Annotated in this window: 15 protein-coding genes; 10 read left to right on the plus strand and 5 right to left on the minus strand. The window is 55.2% G+C overall.

The genetic code is table 11. From position 1 onward, the window contains the following. Positions 1-332: 332 nt before the first annotated feature. Positions 333-1,850, plus strand: coding sequence for a hypothetical protein (locus tag ACFIO0_RS03530; protein WP_390913642.1), 1,518 nt, complete (start codon positions 333-335; stop codon positions 1,848-1,850). Positions 1,851-2,108: 258 nt separating this feature from the next. Here ACFIO0_RS03530 and ACFIO0_RS03535 read toward each other — a convergent pair whose 3' ends face one another. Then, positions 2,109-2,498 (minus strand): hypothetical protein, encoded by a 390-nt coding sequence (locus ACFIO0_RS03535; protein WP_390913644.1) that lies wholly within the window; start codon positions 2,496-2,498, stop codon positions 2,109-2,111. Positions 2,499-2,831: 333 nt separating this feature from the next. Between ACFIO0_RS03535 and ACFIO0_RS03540 the strand changes: the two genes are divergently transcribed. The 3 genes from ACFIO0_RS03540 (at position 2,832) to ACFIO0_RS03550 (ending at position 5,953) form a co-directional block, all read left to right on the plus strand. Then, complete coding sequence (locus tag ACFIO0_RS03540; protein WP_390913646.1) at positions 2,832-3,800, plus strand: glycine betaine ABC transporter substrate-binding protein; 969 nt, start codon at positions 2,832-2,834, stop codon at positions 3,798-3,800. A 71-nt stretch (positions 3,801-3,871) separates the two neighbouring features. Then, positions 3,872-4,900 (plus strand): ABC transporter permease subunit, encoded by a 1,029-nt coding sequence (locus ACFIO0_RS03545; RefSeq protein ID WP_390913648.1) that lies wholly within the window; start codon positions 3,872-3,874, stop codon positions 4,898-4,900. A gap of 12 nt (positions 4,901-4,912) precedes the next feature. Then, positions 4,913-5,953 (plus strand): betaine/proline/choline family ABC transporter ATP-binding protein, encoded by a 1,041-nt coding sequence (locus ACFIO0_RS03550; protein WP_390913650.1) that lies wholly within the window; start codon positions 4,913-4,915, stop codon positions 5,951-5,953. 320 nt (positions 5,954-6,273) lie between these two features. On the opposite strand, the gene ACFIO0_RS03555 is transcribed toward ACFIO0_RS03550, so the two are convergent. Beyond that, positions 6,274-6,492, minus strand: a complete 219-nt coding sequence (locus tag ACFIO0_RS03555; RefSeq protein WP_390913652.1) for a hypothetical protein — start codon at positions 6,490-6,492, stop codon at positions 6,274-6,276. A 1-nt stretch (position 6,493) separates the two neighbouring features. Further along, positions 6,494-7,663 (minus strand): M24 family metallopeptidase, encoded by a 1,170-nt coding sequence (locus ACFIO0_RS03560; protein ID WP_390913654.1) that lies wholly within the window; start codon positions 7,661-7,663, stop codon positions 6,494-6,496. Positions 7,664-7,763: 100 nt separating this feature from the next. Between ACFIO0_RS03560 and ACFIO0_RS03565 the strand changes: the two genes are divergently transcribed. The 6 genes from ACFIO0_RS03565 to ACFIO0_RS03590 all read left to right on the plus strand — a co-directional run bounded on the left by ACFIO0_RS03565 (position 7,764) and on the right by ACFIO0_RS03590 (position 14,002). Then, the gene (locus ACFIO0_RS03565; protein ID WP_390913656.1) at positions 7,764-8,549 is read left to right on the plus strand and encodes an Asp/Glu racemase; all 786 of its coding nucleotides are present in this window, start codon (positions 7,764-7,766) and stop codon (positions 8,547-8,549) included. Beyond that, entirely contained in the window at positions 8,546-9,715 is a 1,170-nt protein-coding gene (locus tag ACFIO0_RS03570) for an ArgE/DapE family deacylase (RefSeq protein WP_390913658.1), read from the plus strand. Before ACFIO0_RS03565 ends, ACFIO0_RS03570 begins: the two co-directional genes overlap by 4 nt. A gap of 4 nt (positions 9,716-9,719) precedes the next feature. Continuing rightward, positions 9,720-10,883: a cystathionine beta-lyase gene (locus tag ACFIO0_RS03575; protein WP_390913660.1), complete on the plus strand. Its 1,164-nt coding sequence runs from the start codon at positions 9,720-9,722 to the stop codon at positions 10,881-10,883. 74 nt (positions 10,884-10,957) lie between these two features. Then, positions 10,958-11,191, plus strand: a complete 234-nt coding sequence (locus ACFIO0_RS03580; protein ID WP_390913662.1) for a hypothetical protein — start codon at positions 10,958-10,960, stop codon at positions 11,189-11,191. Positions 11,192-11,206: 15 nt separating this feature from the next. Beyond that, positions 11,207-12,217 (plus strand): M24 family metallopeptidase, encoded by a 1,011-nt coding sequence (locus ACFIO0_RS03585; protein ID WP_390913664.1) that lies wholly within the window; start codon positions 11,207-11,209, stop codon positions 12,215-12,217. 87 nt (positions 12,218-12,304) lie between these two features. After that, complete coding sequence (locus ACFIO0_RS03590) at positions 12,305-14,002, plus strand: sulfatase-like hydrolase/transferase (protein WP_390913665.1); 1,698 nt, start codon at positions 12,305-12,307, stop codon at positions 14,000-14,002. Here the strand turns inward: ACFIO0_RS03590 and ACFIO0_RS03595 are convergent. After that, positions 13,999-14,784, minus strand: coding sequence for a glutathione S-transferase C-terminal domain-containing protein (locus tag ACFIO0_RS03595; RefSeq protein WP_390913666.1), 786 nt, complete (start codon positions 14,782-14,784; stop codon positions 13,999-14,001). The two genes, ACFIO0_RS03590 and ACFIO0_RS03595, sit on opposite strands and share 4 nt — an antisense overlap. 12 nt (positions 14,785-14,796) lie before the next feature. Then, positions 14,797-16,158, minus strand: a complete 1,362-nt coding sequence (locus ACFIO0_RS03600) for a cytochrome P450 (protein WP_390913668.1) — start codon at positions 16,156-16,158, stop codon at positions 14,797-14,799. Positions 16,159-16,170: the final 12 nt, after the last annotated feature.

Below are 16,170 nucleotides of genomic sequence, written 5' to 3' on the forward strand. Positions count from 1 at the left end.
GCTTTTGAAAGTTTGACCGTTGATTGCCTGAAAGCCGTTCCATAACGTAGCTGTCGGCAGGTTTAGGCAGTAAATCGCAAGAAATAGCCTATTTTTGACAAATCCCAAATTTCGATAGCAACTCATGCGTGTAGATGTTTCCTTTACGTTAACTGCTGCCGATTGTTGCTCCGTATTGGTGACTTCTGGCAGTTCTCGCGACTTCGAAACGCGTCCCTAACGAGAGGCAAAAATCTCTTTTTAAAGAACGGTCTGAATAGGCGGAACAACTCGTTGTTTCGCAGCAGAGATACTTTGTCTTTTTTGGTGAAACAGCAAAAAAGGAAAGTTACATGGAACTTTACAAACAAGCCAAAGATCGCACTTTTGTATGGTCGGATGTTTTTGAATTCAACGACAAAGCAAAGATAAACACCATAGGACAATCCCTTTTGGGCGACTATGCCCTGATGCCGCCGGTGACAGAAGCGGCGTCCCTGATTGAAAATGGAGCTGACGGGGATGAGGCCGATTATACCTCAAGCATAGCATTGCAAGCGGTCGAAAGCGGATTAACGTCACGTGGTGTCGGGCTTCAAGATCTCAGCCCAAGTGATTGGGCCGTGTTTGAAACTGCAGCAGTCCAGATCACCGGGGTCCTTAATTCTGACCTTGAGACCACTGACCAGGTTATTGACCTCTACGGTGATGATTTAGACATTACATTGGTTGACGATTTCACAGCTCTTGATGGCACGGCGCTAGACGGCGCGGCGGTTGTCGACACCGACGAAATTATCCTCGATATTGGCCTTGAGGGTGATGATTTGCGCGCTGCATTGGCAGAAGAAGTCGCCGAAACCGCGTACCAGAACGTCTTTGGCGACGTGTCGGTGGGTGACTTCGGGGCCGAAATCGTTGCCGCTCTGAGCGGTGAGGATGAAGATGTCATCGCCACATTTGCCGACGTCGAAGAGACCGATACTGTTGAGACCGAGTACGGCACCGCTGAGGCGACTGACGCGGCCGCGCTCGCTGTTTTTGCCGAAACCCTGACCGAGCAAAACGCGGCATTGGGCGGGAACGCTGAGATCACAAGCATCGAATTCAGCACATTTGACGACTATTATCCCGAGTCGACCACCCCAAATAATCCCGAAGACGGCAACGCCTTTGGCGCAACTGCCGACAGCACATTCGGTTATTCCGGAGCATGGGATGACGGGGAATTGATTTTTGACGACAGCACAACAGTCGATTTGGATGGGGACGGAAATTATACCGAACACATGAATTGGGCGATTGTGAACACCGATGAAACGACAGCAACTATTCTGGATTATGACCACGAGAACTACGAATTGCTGCCAATAGCAGAGCTGTCAGAGTCCTTTCTGGCCAACAACTCGCCGGCCTCCACGACGTGGGTTGCAGAAGAAGGGGAATCCTACTCGGTTTCGGACGAGATTAACTGGTCCACGTCGGTTGAGGGCGGTGTGTCGCTAAACGGGTTTTCCGGTTCGGTGTCTTCAACAACGGGTGGCAGCCTGTCCGAAACGACGACGGTGACATCCAGCACGCAGGCTCGCCGCAAGGTGAGTGTGGAGGCGGATGATTACGAAGATGGGACCTTGGTCTCATACGGGTTTCACGCCTTAAGCTCGGATGCCGTGATTGAGGACGAATACACAATCATCGGGTACACGTCCGATTCAGACACATCTAGCTACAACGTCGGGCTTCCATCGGAGAGCACGTCGATTGCGGTCGAGGCCTATTTCACGATGGACATCACAGAATCCCAGACAATTGAGGATTTCCTTGTCGGGGTATTTGCAACAGATGTTGCATACGATCTACTTGTCGTTTGAACGTCCTTCGACCACCTGAAAATGGTTGTTTTTATTGTCCAAATTCGTGCGAATATGAGACGTGCCCGCGTCTCGCGTATTGATTGTGATGCTCTATCTTCCAGGCAAGGACGAGAGCATCATAAAATCTCGCACTGATCATCGTTCATTCTTCCGCCGGCTTTCAGTTTCGCCCTAAGTTTCGCCCTAAGTTTCGCGTAACAAATGCAACCCGGTTGGCCGCAAATGATAGCAGGGATCGCTTGCGGGAGAGGAGGATCACGTCACTTCACACGAAACGCTCTTCATTTTCCGCGTCTCGCGACACGTATAAAGAACCATGGCCGATGACATACAGCACCTTGCGGCTGTGACCCGACCCTTTGTTCCTGCCCGTGCCGGTCTACCGCTCTGAGCGACACCGTTGAGCGACGCAAGGCCAAGCATGGGGCGCTTAATTTCGTCGGTCTCGATAGCCGACGCGCCATCAAGAGCTGTGAAATCATCAACCAATGTGATGTTCAGGTCTTCTCCGAACACATTGTTGATATCCGCAGTGGTGTCGATGTTGCGCACAGTCAAACTGGATTGGAAAGCATCTTGCACGGCGCTGGTGGTGAAAACTGCTTTTCCGACGATGTCTTCGGCTAGGGATTCCTCGGGTGTCACACTGACCTGATCAACCGCAGACGACGCCAGATATGCCCAAGGTTTTCTGACGTGCGGCATTATTGCGTATTTGCCACCGCACAACAAAACTGTCACATGCGCCGGTCGCTGGATCTAGCGCGTTTAGACGCTTTTGCCCAACGCGCACCCCGTGCCAAAGGCAATGCCAGCATACCTTGCACAGCAAATGGTCAAAATACCGCTTTTGACGCATTTACTACGCTTTCTCGGCTCAAGTGTCGTTTTTGGCTCGAATCTCGAACGGTTTTAGTGCTTGTCTGCGCGTGCCGAGCCTCTTTGAAGAGAGTGATTGGCCAAAATAGGGAGAAAACAATGAAAAATATGGTAATCGCCGCGGGTTTCGCCGCAGCAACATCAATGGGCGCAACAGCGGCTCAAGCAGATTGTGGTGAAGTTTCGATCACACAAATGGACTGGGCATCTGCCGCAGTTGTAACGGCTGTGTCCAAGTTCCTGATGGAACAAGGCTACGGCTGCACGGTTCAAGTTGTGCCGTCATCCACAGTTCCAGCCCTCACATCTTTGGCAGAAACAGGCGAGCCTGACATTCTGACCGAAGTTTGGGCAAACTCCACGCCATCTTACGAGCCACTGTTGGCCGAAGGTAAGCTGGTCGAATTGGGCAACGTTCTGTCCGACGGCGGCGTCGAAGCATGGTGGATCCCGGCGTATCTGGCCGAATCCAACCCAGAGCTGACAACATGGGAAGGCATCATGGCCAACCCTGCGGCAGTCGGTGGCCGTTTCCACGATTGCCCATCAGGCTGGGCGTGTGACATCATCAACAACAACAACCTCAAAGCACTGGACATCGAAGGGTCCGGCCTTGAGCGTTTCCAGCACGGTTCCGGTGAAACACTGCAAACGTCTATTGCTGCGGCCTATGACGAAAAAGCACCTTGGTTCGGCTACTACTGGGCCCCAACAGCTGTTTTGGGCAAGTACCCGATGGTCAAAGTTGAAGTTGCAGCATACGACGCAGATGCGCACGCCTGCAACGGCGACGCAGATTGCGCTGATCCAAAAGTATCAGCCTATCCAGCGTCCAAAGTTGTAACCGCCGCGTCCAAAGCGTTCGTTGAGCGTGAGCCAGATGCAGCAGCATTGATGGCAAACGTGTCGTTCACAAACGCACAAATGGGCGAAGTTCTGGCCTGGCGCTTGGACAACAACGCATCCTACGACGAAGCCGCCGTGTACTTTTTGTCCAACAACAAAGAGACATGGGCCGGTTGGTTGAACGAAGACGCGACAGCCAAATTGTCTGCTCTGCTTAAGTAATCTGGACGTACTAACTACGACCTCTCCGCCCACAGAAGGCGGGGAGGTCTTTTCAATAGGGGAATACAGATATGGCCTTTTACGATGGGCTTTTTAACACGCTCGGCCTGAGCGATTGGTGTGCTGGTGGTTCGTCCGCTGCACCCATGTCGATGGCAGATTTACTCGCGCAAAATTCCGGTGAAGCGACCAAGGGGCCGTTTTTCCCGTTTCCATCGCTGGATAATCTTAACGAAAGCTGTGGCAGCATCCTGCAATCGCGTGATGTGACCAAAGGTATCGAAGAAGGGTTTTTGGCTGCCAAACCGGCGATGAAATCCGTGCTTGATCCGATCACCCAACCGCTCAGCTGGTTGCTGGATGGTGCACTGTGGTTGTTCACGACGACGCCGTGGTTCATCATGATCCCGATCCTTGTCGCCATCGCGTTTTGGGCGTCACGTTCGGTTGCGGTCACGGTGTTTGTGGCCTTTGCGATCGTTTTGATGGGGCTGGTTGACCACTACTTGGTTGCGATGCAAACGCTGTCGATTATCTTTGTCTGTACGGGCATTTCGGTTCTGTTGGGCGTGCCCATCGGCATTGGCATGTCGAAATCGGACAGGTTCCAGAACGGGGCGATCCCGATTTTGGATTTGCTCCAGACGCTGCCGTCCTTCGTATACCTGATCCCGCTGATCTTCTTGTTCTCGGTGACTGAATCCAAACTCTATGGCATTGCGATCATCCTCTACGCGATTGTGCCGGTGATCCGCCTGACCAACCTTGGCATTCGCCTTGTTGATCAAGACGTGATCGAGGCGGCAAACGCGTTTGGCATGACGTCCCGCCAAAAACTGCTGGGGGTTGAGCTACCGCTTGCGCTGCCAAACATCATGGCCGGCGTGAACCAGACCATCATGATGAGCCTCGCAATGGTTGTGATTGCATCGCTGGTGTCTGCACCGGGCCTTGGTGTGAACGTTCTGCGCGGTATTCGGAACCTTGAATTGGGTGTCGGAATTGTTGCGGGTATCGGCATTGTGCTGTTGGCGGTGATCTTGGATCGCGTGTCAAAAGCGGCCCTGACACGGGTCGACATGACCCAAGTGAAACATTGATAGGCGACTGACATGACACAAGAACCAAAAGTCAGCCTACGGGGTCTGTACAAAATCTTTGGCGCGAACGGTAAGGCCGCGCTGAAACATGTCCAAGACGGCATGGGCAAAGAAGAACTGTTGGTCGCGCACAAACACGTGCTGGGCCTGCAAGACATCAACGTCGACATGCAAGCGGGTGAAATCACTGTTGTTATGGGCCTGTCGGGCTCTGGCAAATCAACGCTGATCCGCCACTTGAACCGTTTGATCGAACCCACCGCGGGTGAGATTCTAGTAGACGGGATCGACGTGATGGGTCTGAATGAAACGGGTCTACGCGAATTGCGCCAAGGCAAGATGTCGATGGTGTTTCAAAAGTTCGCTTTGCTGCCCCATCGCTCGGTGATCCAGAACGCGGCCATGTCTTTGGCTGTGCGCGGCGAGGACGAGGCAACCCAAATGCGCGAGGCACAAAAGTGGCTCGATCGGGTGGGGCTGGGCGGCTACGAACACCACTATCCGGCGCAATTGTCCGGTGGCATGCAGCAACGTGTGGGCATCGCCCGTGCGTTGACCGCAAACACCGACATCATGCTGATGGACGAGGCGTTCTCGGCGCTTGATCCATTGATCCGCACCGACATGCAGGACCTGCTGCTCGAACTCCAAGAAGAGCTGCACAAGACCATCATCTTTATCACCCACGATCTGGATGAAGCGTTGAAACTGTCCGATCACCTCGTGATCCTCAAGGACGGCGCGGTCATTCAGCAGGGCGAACCACAGGACATTCTGCTGAACCCTTGTGATCCCTACATCGAAGATTTCGTAAGCGACATTAACCGTGCCCGCGTCTTGCGTGCGCGCTCGATTATGAAACCTTTGGCGAAGGGTGCCAAATACGCAGGCGATTGCCAGATCAACGACAACCTCGAAAGCTTGATCGCGTCCTCGGGTGGTGAAACCAGCAAAACCTACCGCGTCCTGAACGGAGAAGAGGCCGTGGGTCAGATCGATATGCTGGATCTGGTGCGTGCGCTTGTGCCGCGAATCTCATCGACGCAAGCGTAACCCGCGTTAAGGTCGCGGGCTCATCAGCTTGTTCTGATCAAAAATACTCAAAAAGGCGGTGTCAATTGGCACCGCCTTTTCTATTTAATCAGCAACCTCGGCCGCATGCGCCGCTGCCAAATCCGCCATACAGTTGAACTGGAAATCAACTGTTGGCATGGTTCCGGGGGTCATCGTTGCGCCAAACCCGTCCTTGTCAAAGCGTCGGTAAATCCACGCATTCGCCAATCCTCAAAAGCGGGCCACTGGCGCGCCGATTGACCATAGGCGACGCATTCTTCCCACGTGACGATCACGCCCCATTCTTCGGCCAAACGACGTTACACAATTGGCAGTAAGTCGCGGGAAACCGTCGAAGGTGTCCACGCCTGCGCCGTGCTTTCGTAATACGCATGTGCCTCTAGAATGTCATCACGCTGCAAGGCGCGACTGACCTTGTCTGTCAGCAGCTTAAGACCTGCGATCATGCCACTTTCCCAGTCAATCAGCGTGCCATAGACGTCGAATGTCAGGGCTTTGAAACCTGTCAGTTTCATCATTTCACCTCAGAATTGGAAGGTCGGGCGCGGCGCGTTTGGTTAGCAATTCGACACCACTGTCGTGCACGACGATGTTTTCCTCATGCACCATCATCAGACCCGCGCCGTACCCCAGCGAAGGTTCCAACGTCAGTACCATTCCGTCTTGCAAGACGGTGGTGTCAAAGGCGGCGTGCGACGGCTGTTCAGTCAGTTGCATCCCCAATCCGTGCCCAAGGCGCCCGATGTCACCACCGCTGTCATCCAGCTCTTTGATCACACTCGACATTGCTGAAAACAGATCGCGGCACGTGTTGCCAGGTTTTGCCGCAGCCAACCCTGCTTCGGTCGCGCGCCACAAAACATCATAGGCCCGCTTGGCCGTGTCGTCGGCCTGTCCGATGGCCCAATTGCGATCAAAATCACAGAAATACCCATCCCAGACACAGCCTGTGTCCATCATCAGCACATCGCCGGTTTGCAACGGGCGGGGCGGTGGCGGCGAAATGACATCGATGTACCCACCTGTGTCTGCCGATCCGACCAGATAGGGCACGTCATCGGCCCCAAGCCCTAGGGCTGTGCGCTTGAATTCACGAAAGGTCTGATCCAGCGGTTGCCCGACGCTGACAAATTCTGGCACGGCGTCAAAACTGGCCGACCCAATCGCGCAAATATGGCGCAGCTTTTCGATCTCAGCGTCAGATTTCACCATCCGCAGCCCTTGGGTGATTGCCGTTGCGTCCACAACGTTTAGGTCTGGCAGACCCGCCATCAGGCGTTCCCAATCCGCCAGTGGCATCCGCATCGCGGTCTCGTGGCCTTTGGGCAGGCCGATGCGTTTTAGCGGGTGCAGCAGATCGTGCAGCAGGCTGATGCCGTCATCGTCCGGGGCAGGCGCGCTCCAGGTGCGGATATCGTCGATCCAGGATTGACGCATCAAGGCCGCGCCAATTTCAGGGATCACGGCGATGGGCTTGCCAGAGGCGGGAATAAACACGAACCACGGGCGCGTCGGGCTTTGCCAAAACAACGTTTGGAAACCGGTGAAATAGCGGACCTCGGGTTCGCTCAGCACCAAAATTCCGTCCAGCCCTTGTGCGGCCATCAGCGCTTGCGCCTTTTGCGTGCGCGCCTGAAATTCGGATGCGGGAAACCCGCGCGTAGGTGGAGTAAGATTTTGCACTGACATTTCGACCCTCCCAAGCCGTTAATAATCGCAGTTATGCTTGCTTGGCACGTCTGATCGCGTCACACAATAACGGCGTAGCGGTTTTACAAAGGGTAGCGGTTTGGGACAGGCCAGCGACACATCGACACCAATCAAGCGGTTGGCGTTCACGACAGACCAAGGGGCTGGTGCGCGGGCGCGTATTGGTCTGATGGTGCTGGAATCCGATCAAACGATGGAGGCCGAATTTCGCGTCCTGACCGATCTTCCCGGCGTTTCGATCTATCATGCGCGCCTTGCAAATGACGTTGATGTCACACCGGAAAAGCTGGCCAAGATGGAGGCGGAGCTGCCCATCGCGGCCGCCCTGATCCCACAAGATATGGGCCTTGCGTCAATCGGATATGGCTGCACATCTGGGTCCACGATCATCGGCGAAGACCGCGTTGCGCACATTCTGGATGCAGCCCACCCGAACGTGCCATCGACCAACCCGCTGACTGCTGCCAAAGCTGCATTGCGCGCATTGGGGGTGAAACGGCTGGGGTTGCTAACGCCTTATGCGCCGGATGTGACCACGGCGATGCAGGCAAAATTTGAGGCAGCAGGGATCAATGTGACCTTGATCGGATCGTTCTATGAACGGGATGATCGGGTTGTCGGACGGATCGACGCGCAATCTATTCTAGAGGCAACTTTGGCCGTAGGGCGGGGCGATTGCGATGGGGTTTTTGTATCCTGCACCAGCTTGCGCACCACCGGGCTGATTGAACAGGCGGAACAGGTTTTGGGCAAGCCGGTGACGGCGAGCAATCACGCGCTTGCGTGGCACTTGCTGCGATTGGCTGGCATCACCGACACGCAAACTGGATTTGGTCGCTTGTTCCAGATGCAGGCAGCACTGTGATTGTAGTTGATGAAACCGCCTTGGTCGCGGACCTTTCAGCCATGATCCGCATCCCTAGCGTCAACCGTTTTGGCGCGGATGATCCGGCGAACCCCGCCGAAGCCGGAATGGCTGACTATTTTGAATCGCGCCTTTTGGCCCTCGGGCTGGCGGTCCATAGCCATACGGTTGCGGATGGTCGCCGCAATGTTTGGGGCCGTTTAAAGGGACGTGGTGACGGGCCCACGATCTTGTTGGCCGGGCACATGGATACCGTCGGTGTCGCCGGATACGCCGCCCCGTTCGAGCCTGCACTCAAAGACGGGCGCATCTACGGGCGCGGATCGTGTGACATGAAGGCGGGATTGGCGGCCTATTTAGAAGTCGCGCGCATTCTTCAGTCTTCGGGGCAGGAACTGTCCGGTGATGTGATCATTGCGGGTGTGATCGACGAAGAACACGCGATGCGAGGCTCCGTTGATTTCGGGATCAATGGCCCAAAAGCCGACTGCGCGATCGTGGCGGAACCGACCCAATTGGCCCTGTGCCCCGCGCACAAAGGGCAAATTTTAATGACACTGCGTACCAGTGGTGTGTCTGCCCATTCCAGCATGCCCGATGCAGGCGTGAACGCGATCTACCACATGGCTGACGTACTCGGTGCGCTCCAAGACTACGCGCGCGCGCTGAGTCAGCGCGCACCTGATCCGTTCTGCGGTGTGCCGAGTTTTAGCGTAGGCGTCATTCGCGGCGGCGACAACGCGTGTTCGGTTCCTGATTTCTGTGAGATCGACATTGATCGACGCACCATTCCGGGCGAAACGTTTGCGGGCGTCATGGCCGAACTGAAGGCCGTGATGAAGGGCGTGCAGAGCAGTCGTACCGAGCTAAATTATCACTATTGCACGCCGTCTTTAAATTTACCGCCCTTGGATACTGCACAAGACGCGCCCGTCATGCGCGCCCTGCAAACGTCCTGCACGCAGGTGCTGGGACACCCCAGCGTTGTCCAGGTTTTCCCTGGGTCAACTGACGCCCCGAATTTCAACTGTCCGACCGTCATTTGCGGTGCGGGTGATCTGGCGCAATGCCATTCACTGAACGAATACATCGCAGTAGACCAAATCGTCGATGCTGTGAAAATTTACGTCTCTGCGATCAAAACGCTTATGGACACCAAAGGATAACGATATGGATTGGCGCACAAAACTTCTTGATCCGGCCCCGTTTGCGCGGCGCGATTACACGTCGCTTGCGACCCCTGTGTATCGCGGATCGACCGTGGTGTTCGAAAACCAAGCGGCCGTGAGTGACAGTTGGCAACAGGCCGAACACGGCTATTCCTACGGGTTGTACGGCACGCCGACGACGCTGGAATTATCGGCACGTATCGCCGATCTTGAGGGCGCGCGTCATTCGTTTATCGTGCCCGGCGGTCAGGCTGCAATTGCGTTGGTTTACCTGTCGTATTGCCGTGCGGGGGGGCATGCGTTGATCCCGATTTCGGCCTATGGCCCGAACAAAGATATGGCTGAAGGTTTGATGGCCAATTTTGGAGTTGAGGTTGAGCGCTACGACCCAATGATCGGCAGCGGGATCAGCGATTTGATCCGCGAAAACACCCAACTGATCTGGTGCGAAAGCCCGGGGTCCGTGACCATGGAAATCCAGGATGTGCCAGCGATTGTGACCGCCGCTCATGCCCGCGGCGTTCCGGTTGCGTTGGACAACACCTATGCTGCGGGAGTCTATTTTGACGCGTTTGCGCATGGCGTGGACGTCAGCATGCAGGCGCTGACCAAGTATATCGGTGGGCACAGTGATCTGCTTTTGGGATCGGTTTCTGTGCGCGACGAGGCGGGATACGCACAGATGGGCCCGATCTATCGCCAGCTTGGTTTGGCAGTGTCACCAGATGATTGCAGCCTTGCCTTGCGCGGATTACAAACCTTGGCTGTGCGGCTGGATAGATTGGAGCAGTCGACATTGGAAGTCTCTAAGTGGTTGGATGAAAACAATTTTGTCGAAACAGTGAACCACCCTGCATTGCCGTCTTGCGCAGGTCACGACATCTGGAAACGTGATTTCACAGGGTCCACCAGTGTGTTTTCTTTTGTCTTCAAAGACAGCGTGACGGGTGCACAGGCGATCACATTTCTGGACGCGCTCAGGCTGTTCAAAATCGGACTTAGCTGGGGGGGCGTGAATTCTCTGGCTGTGGTGTATCCGCAGGTTGATCGCCCTGACACAGATTACGGCGGCCGTTTGGTGCGGTTGAACATCGGCTTGGAAAACCCGCGCGATTTGATCGACGACCTTGCGCAAGCCTTGGCTGTGATCCGGTCGTCGATCTAACGACTGCGGATTTCAATGTTTCCATTGTGCGCAGTGACGTGCCATCGTTCCAATCACACCAAATGGGGCGGGGCATGGTATCTGAACGCACGGTTTTTAAAGACGACCGCAAACTGACGTATTTGAATGCCGAGGGCGCTGACAAGCCGCTGATCTCGCCGGTGCCTGCACAGGTTCTAGACGATGCGCGCCGCTATCGATTGCAACGGTTTCGCGATCAGATGCAAAAGGCGGATGTCGCGGCACTGCTGCTCTATGATCCGATCAATATTCGCTATGCGTTTGACTGTTCGAACATGCAGGGTTGAACCGCACACAATCCGATGCGCTATGCGATGATCCTTGCGGATGGCCCTGCGATCATGTGGGAATTCAAAGGCTGCGAGCATCTGAATGATGGCCTGCCGGGCATCGACGAATTGCGCACGTCTATTGCGTGGATGTTCATGGCCAAAGGCGACAAGGCGGGCGGCAACCTTGTGAAATGGGCGGACGAGATTGCCGATCTGGTGCGCGAACATGGCGGCGGCAACGCGCGCATTGCGGTCGACAAGATGGACGCACCGGGTGTGTTTTCCCTGCAAGATCGCGGCCTTAGCTACGTTGAAGGCTCAGAAATCACCGAGCGCGCCCGATCGATCAAATCGCCGGCCGAGATCGAGCTGATGCGCTGGACCATTCGCGTGTGCGAAGCGGGAATGGCACGGATTTATGAAAACTCGCATGCTGGCGTCACGGAACGTGAACTTTGGGCGCATTTGCATTTTGAAAACGCGCGCTCGGGCGGGGACTGGTTGGAAACCAAGCTGCTCACTTGCGGCCGCAATACAAACCCGTGGTACCGCGAATGTTCGGATCGGGTGTGCCAGCAGGGCGAAATGATCGCTTTTGATACGGACATGGTTGGTCCCTACGGCTATTGTGCGGACTTGTCGCGGTCTTGGACCTGCGGCTATGTGCCGATGACTGACACGCAAAAACGGATCTACGCGACGGCGCTTGGCCAGATTGATCACAACCTCGCATTGATGCAGCAGGGTATGCAATTTGCCGAATTTAATGCACGCAGTTGGGCGATCCCTGCCGCCCACCAGGACTACCGGTATTCGCTGGCCGTACACGGTGTCGGCATGGCGGATGAGTGGCCGGTTGTGCCCCTGCACGTCGATTTTGATGACACTGCGATGACCGGTGAATTCGAACCCGGAATGGTGCTGTGTGTCGAAAGCCTCGTGGCCCAAGCAGGATCCGAAAGCGTCAAACTGGAAACGCAGGTGCTGATCACCCAAGACGGTTATGAACGGCTCGATAGCTTTCCGTGGGAGCAGATCTAGGGAAAAACCGCACAACGCAGTTTTCGGGTTTCTCAGGGGCACGCGCGCCTCTAAGGTCAGGGGAATTCTGGTGCGTGCGAGGGTCCCATGGCTTCGACTAAAAACATTCTGTTCATCATGTTCGACCAATTGCGGTGGGACTATCTGAGCTGTTACGGGCATCCGCATTTGCACACGCCAAACATCGATCAATTGGCAGAACGCGGCGTGCGGTTTTCGCGCCACTACATTCAATCTCCGATCTGTGGTTCGTCCCGGATGAGCACCTACACAGGGCGTTACGTGCACAGCCACGGCGCGTCTTGGAACAATATTCCGCTCAAGATCGGCGAGCTGACGATTGGCGATCATCTGCGCAGTTCCGGCATGGATTGCTACCTTGTGGGCAAGACCCACATGAAGGCCGATGTCGAGGGCATGAAACGTCTTGGTCTTGCGCCCGACAGCGTCATTGGGGCGCGCGTGGCGGAATGCGGATTTGACGTTTTTGAACGCGATGACGGCATGCGCCCCGAAGGGCCAGACGGGCCATACGACGAAAACGGTGCACTGGCCTACAACGATTATCTGCGCGAAAAAGGCTACGACAGCGACAACCCGTGGCACGACTTTGCGAATTCGGGCTTGGACGATGAGGGCAACGTGTTGTCCGGCTGGTTCCTTAAGAATTCAACCCAAGCAGCCAATATCGAAGAAGACGACAGTGAGACACCCTATCTCACCCGCCGTGCGATGCAATTTATGGAACAAACCGACGGCCCGTGGTGCTGCCATCTAAGCTATATCAAACCGCATTGGCCCTACATTGTGCCCGAACCTTATGCGTCGATGTATGGGTCAAATCACGTGCCGGCCCCTGTGCGCACGGACGCGGAATTTGAGGGCGCGCATCCGGTGCTAAAGGCGTTTATGACCACGCCCGTGGGCGAAGCGTTCAGCCGTGAAGACGTGCGAAATGCGGTTATTCCTGCCTACATGGGCCTGATAAAACAGATCGATGACCAGATGGGTGTGCTGTTCAAATGGCTGACGGACACGGGGCGGATGGAGGACACGATGGTCGTGCTGACCTCGGATCACGGTGATTTTCTCGGGGATCACTGGATGGGCGAAAAGACGTTCTTTCACGATGCCTCAACCAAGGTGCCGCTGATCATTTACGACCCGTCGCCACAGGCTGACAGCACTCGCGGTACCGTCTGCGATGCGCTGGTTGAAAGCATTGATATGGCCGCAACTTTTGTCGATGCCGTCGCGGGCGAGGTGCCTGATCACGTCCTTGAGGGGGAATCCCTGTTACCGATTTTGCACGGAACCACGAACAGCACGCGGCGTGACTATGCGATCTGTGAATACGACTATTCCGGTTCGCCCATCGCGACCAAATTGCAGGCGAATGTGCGTGACGCGGTGATGTTCATGGTTGCGAACAAGCAGTGGAAATTGATCCATTGCGAAGGCGGCTATCCCCCGATCCTGTTTGATTTGATCAATGACCCTGACGAGCTGGTTGATCTGGGGCAAAGCGCGGATCACGAGCCCAAAATCGAAGAAATGTACGCGCATTTGTTTGCATGGGCGCGCAGGCCTGCACAGCGTACGACACGCTCGCGCGCGCAGCTCGAAGAAATGCGGACCAAATCACGTGGGCGTGGCATTGTGCTGGGCATTTACGATGAAAACGACGCACCGCTTGAGATCACAACGAAGTACCGCAACCGCACAGCGCCGCCCTTTGCCGCGCGGCATGGTAAAAAGGCGGGCGCTGTTTCTGATCTAGATTAACGGTTGCGGTGTTGATCATACATGCGTTGCACGAACAGGCCCGTAGGCCGCTGACGCAGTTCGCGGTAGACCTCGCGCATGTAGGCGGGGCAGGCGGCTTGATTGGGCAGAAACCCTTGATAACCTTGGGCTAATACCATCGGTCCAAGCGATGCTGCCACTGCCAGATCAGCGTATGTCAGCCGATCTCCGACCAGAAATTCACGCCCGTCGGCCAGCAATGCATCATATTTGTCAAAACCTGCGTAGATCGTTTTAAGGGCATCGTCAGACACCTGCTGATCCAGTTTTAGTCCCTTGTACATCAACGCTTTGATCACCCGAAACGCCACCAAGCAGGTTAGTTTTTCGTACCAAGGGACACCTGTGGTGATCGACGACCAGACAGCAGATTTATATTGCAGCAGGTTGAAATATGACCATGCCACAACCGCATTTCCAACGTCGTGGCGCACAAAATGCTGCAACTCGTCCATTTGTTTGAACAGATCAGGTTCGGTAGTTTCATCAGGTCGCAACCGTTTGTCAGCCGTGGCCAGCGGATCAAAATGCGCCAGAATATTCGGGTCGGCGATGATCTTGTTGGCGTCTGTGTTCTTACCATCAACGACAAACAGCGGGTATTCGTCCGCCCCGACCCCCCAAGACTTCAGTGCAAGAACGTGAAAAATCGGCGCATGCGGACGTTCGGTAAATGGGACCTCGTAGTGTTCCAACATCCAGCGCCCCAGATCGACATCCGTGGACGGCAGTAGCGTGATCAGCAGATTGTCTGCGGCCATTTCAATCTTCCTTCAGGTGTCAAATTCAACATGGAAATGTTCAGGATGCGGGGTGCCATTGCTGTCGATTTGACCGGCAGCGCCCTTGGCACGACGCAGGTTTTTCTGTTTCAGCAGGGGCGTCAGAATAGCAGGGATCACCGCCATATTGATCTGCGCGCCGATGCAAGTGTGCATGCCGTAGCCCCAGATAATGTAGGTTTCCCACGATCTGTCGGTGCGAAATTCGTTCGGCTTATCAATCACTAAACTGTCGAACATCGCCGAAAACGTCGCGGCGAACACCATGGTGCCTTCTTTGATTTTGACCTGTCGCAGCGTAGACTGAGCAACCGTCGTGTCACGGGTTGCGCGGCGATAAACAACGGGGTTGTGCGGGTTAAACCGCAAGCATTCCCAGATCGTGTTAGCCACCACTTGATGATCACCACGCAAGGCCGCCTCATGCGCAACTTTTAGTGCGTCGGGGCGGTTCAGCAACTCGTCCAACGCAAAACAGGACGCTTTGGAAATGGTCGGGATCGCGCCAATCAGCAGCCCCAAAATATTGTTGCGGATACCCAGATCATCCATGCCGGGTGTGTCCGCGCTTTGCAGTTCCAGCATACGGCTAAGTATGGTTGGATCGGTGGATGGATTTGCCTTAAGATCACCAATCACCTTATCCAAATAGCTCCGCATTTCAGCGGCGTAGCGCATTGATTTTGCGTCAAAATCAGGGTCTGCACCAAGGTCCTCAAACAGATACCAGAACAGAATGGTCGCCCAGTCCTGCATGGTTTCTTTGTCCGGGCCACCAGCGCCGAAATAGGTGTTTGTCATGTCCCACGGCACCTGCAACGTCAGCTCTGGCACGATATCCATCTTGCCAGTTTTTGAGGCCCCGACGATCTCGTTTGCGAGGCGTTCTGCGCGGGGTTGAACCAGTTCTTTGACGTCCGTGCTGCGCATCGCCAAATGCACCGCAGAGGTGTCGCGGGTGTAGTCCCAGCCGGGCTGCATTCCGAGGAAAAAGTTGTCGCCGTCGGTCAGTTTTCGCATCCGCGAGCCATAGACGACCTCAAAATCCGCATCGCGGTTCAGGACGTCGTGAACGTCGTTGTGCCGGGTGATGACGGCGGTGCCGGTGTTGTCATAGGCTTTGACGAATACCTTTGAGATCGAAAAATTCGGTACAAAAGCACGCAAAAAACCGAACACCAAACGCTGGGTCGTCGCCTTGCCAAACGCGGCTGCGAGGTTGGTTTTAACGCCACCCCCGCCGAACAGGGCGCGAATGCCAACACCGATCAGGCGGATCAGGCTCCAGATCCCTTGAAGCCAGCCCAAAATAACCCTGAAGAGGGTCGTGAAAATATTTGTAATCGCAGACATGAAATGAACCCT

This window comes from Pseudosulfitobacter sp. SM2401, assembly GCF_042932805.1.
GTDB lineage: Bacteria > Pseudomonadota > Alphaproteobacteria > Rhodobacterales > Rhodobacteraceae > Ascidiaceihabitans.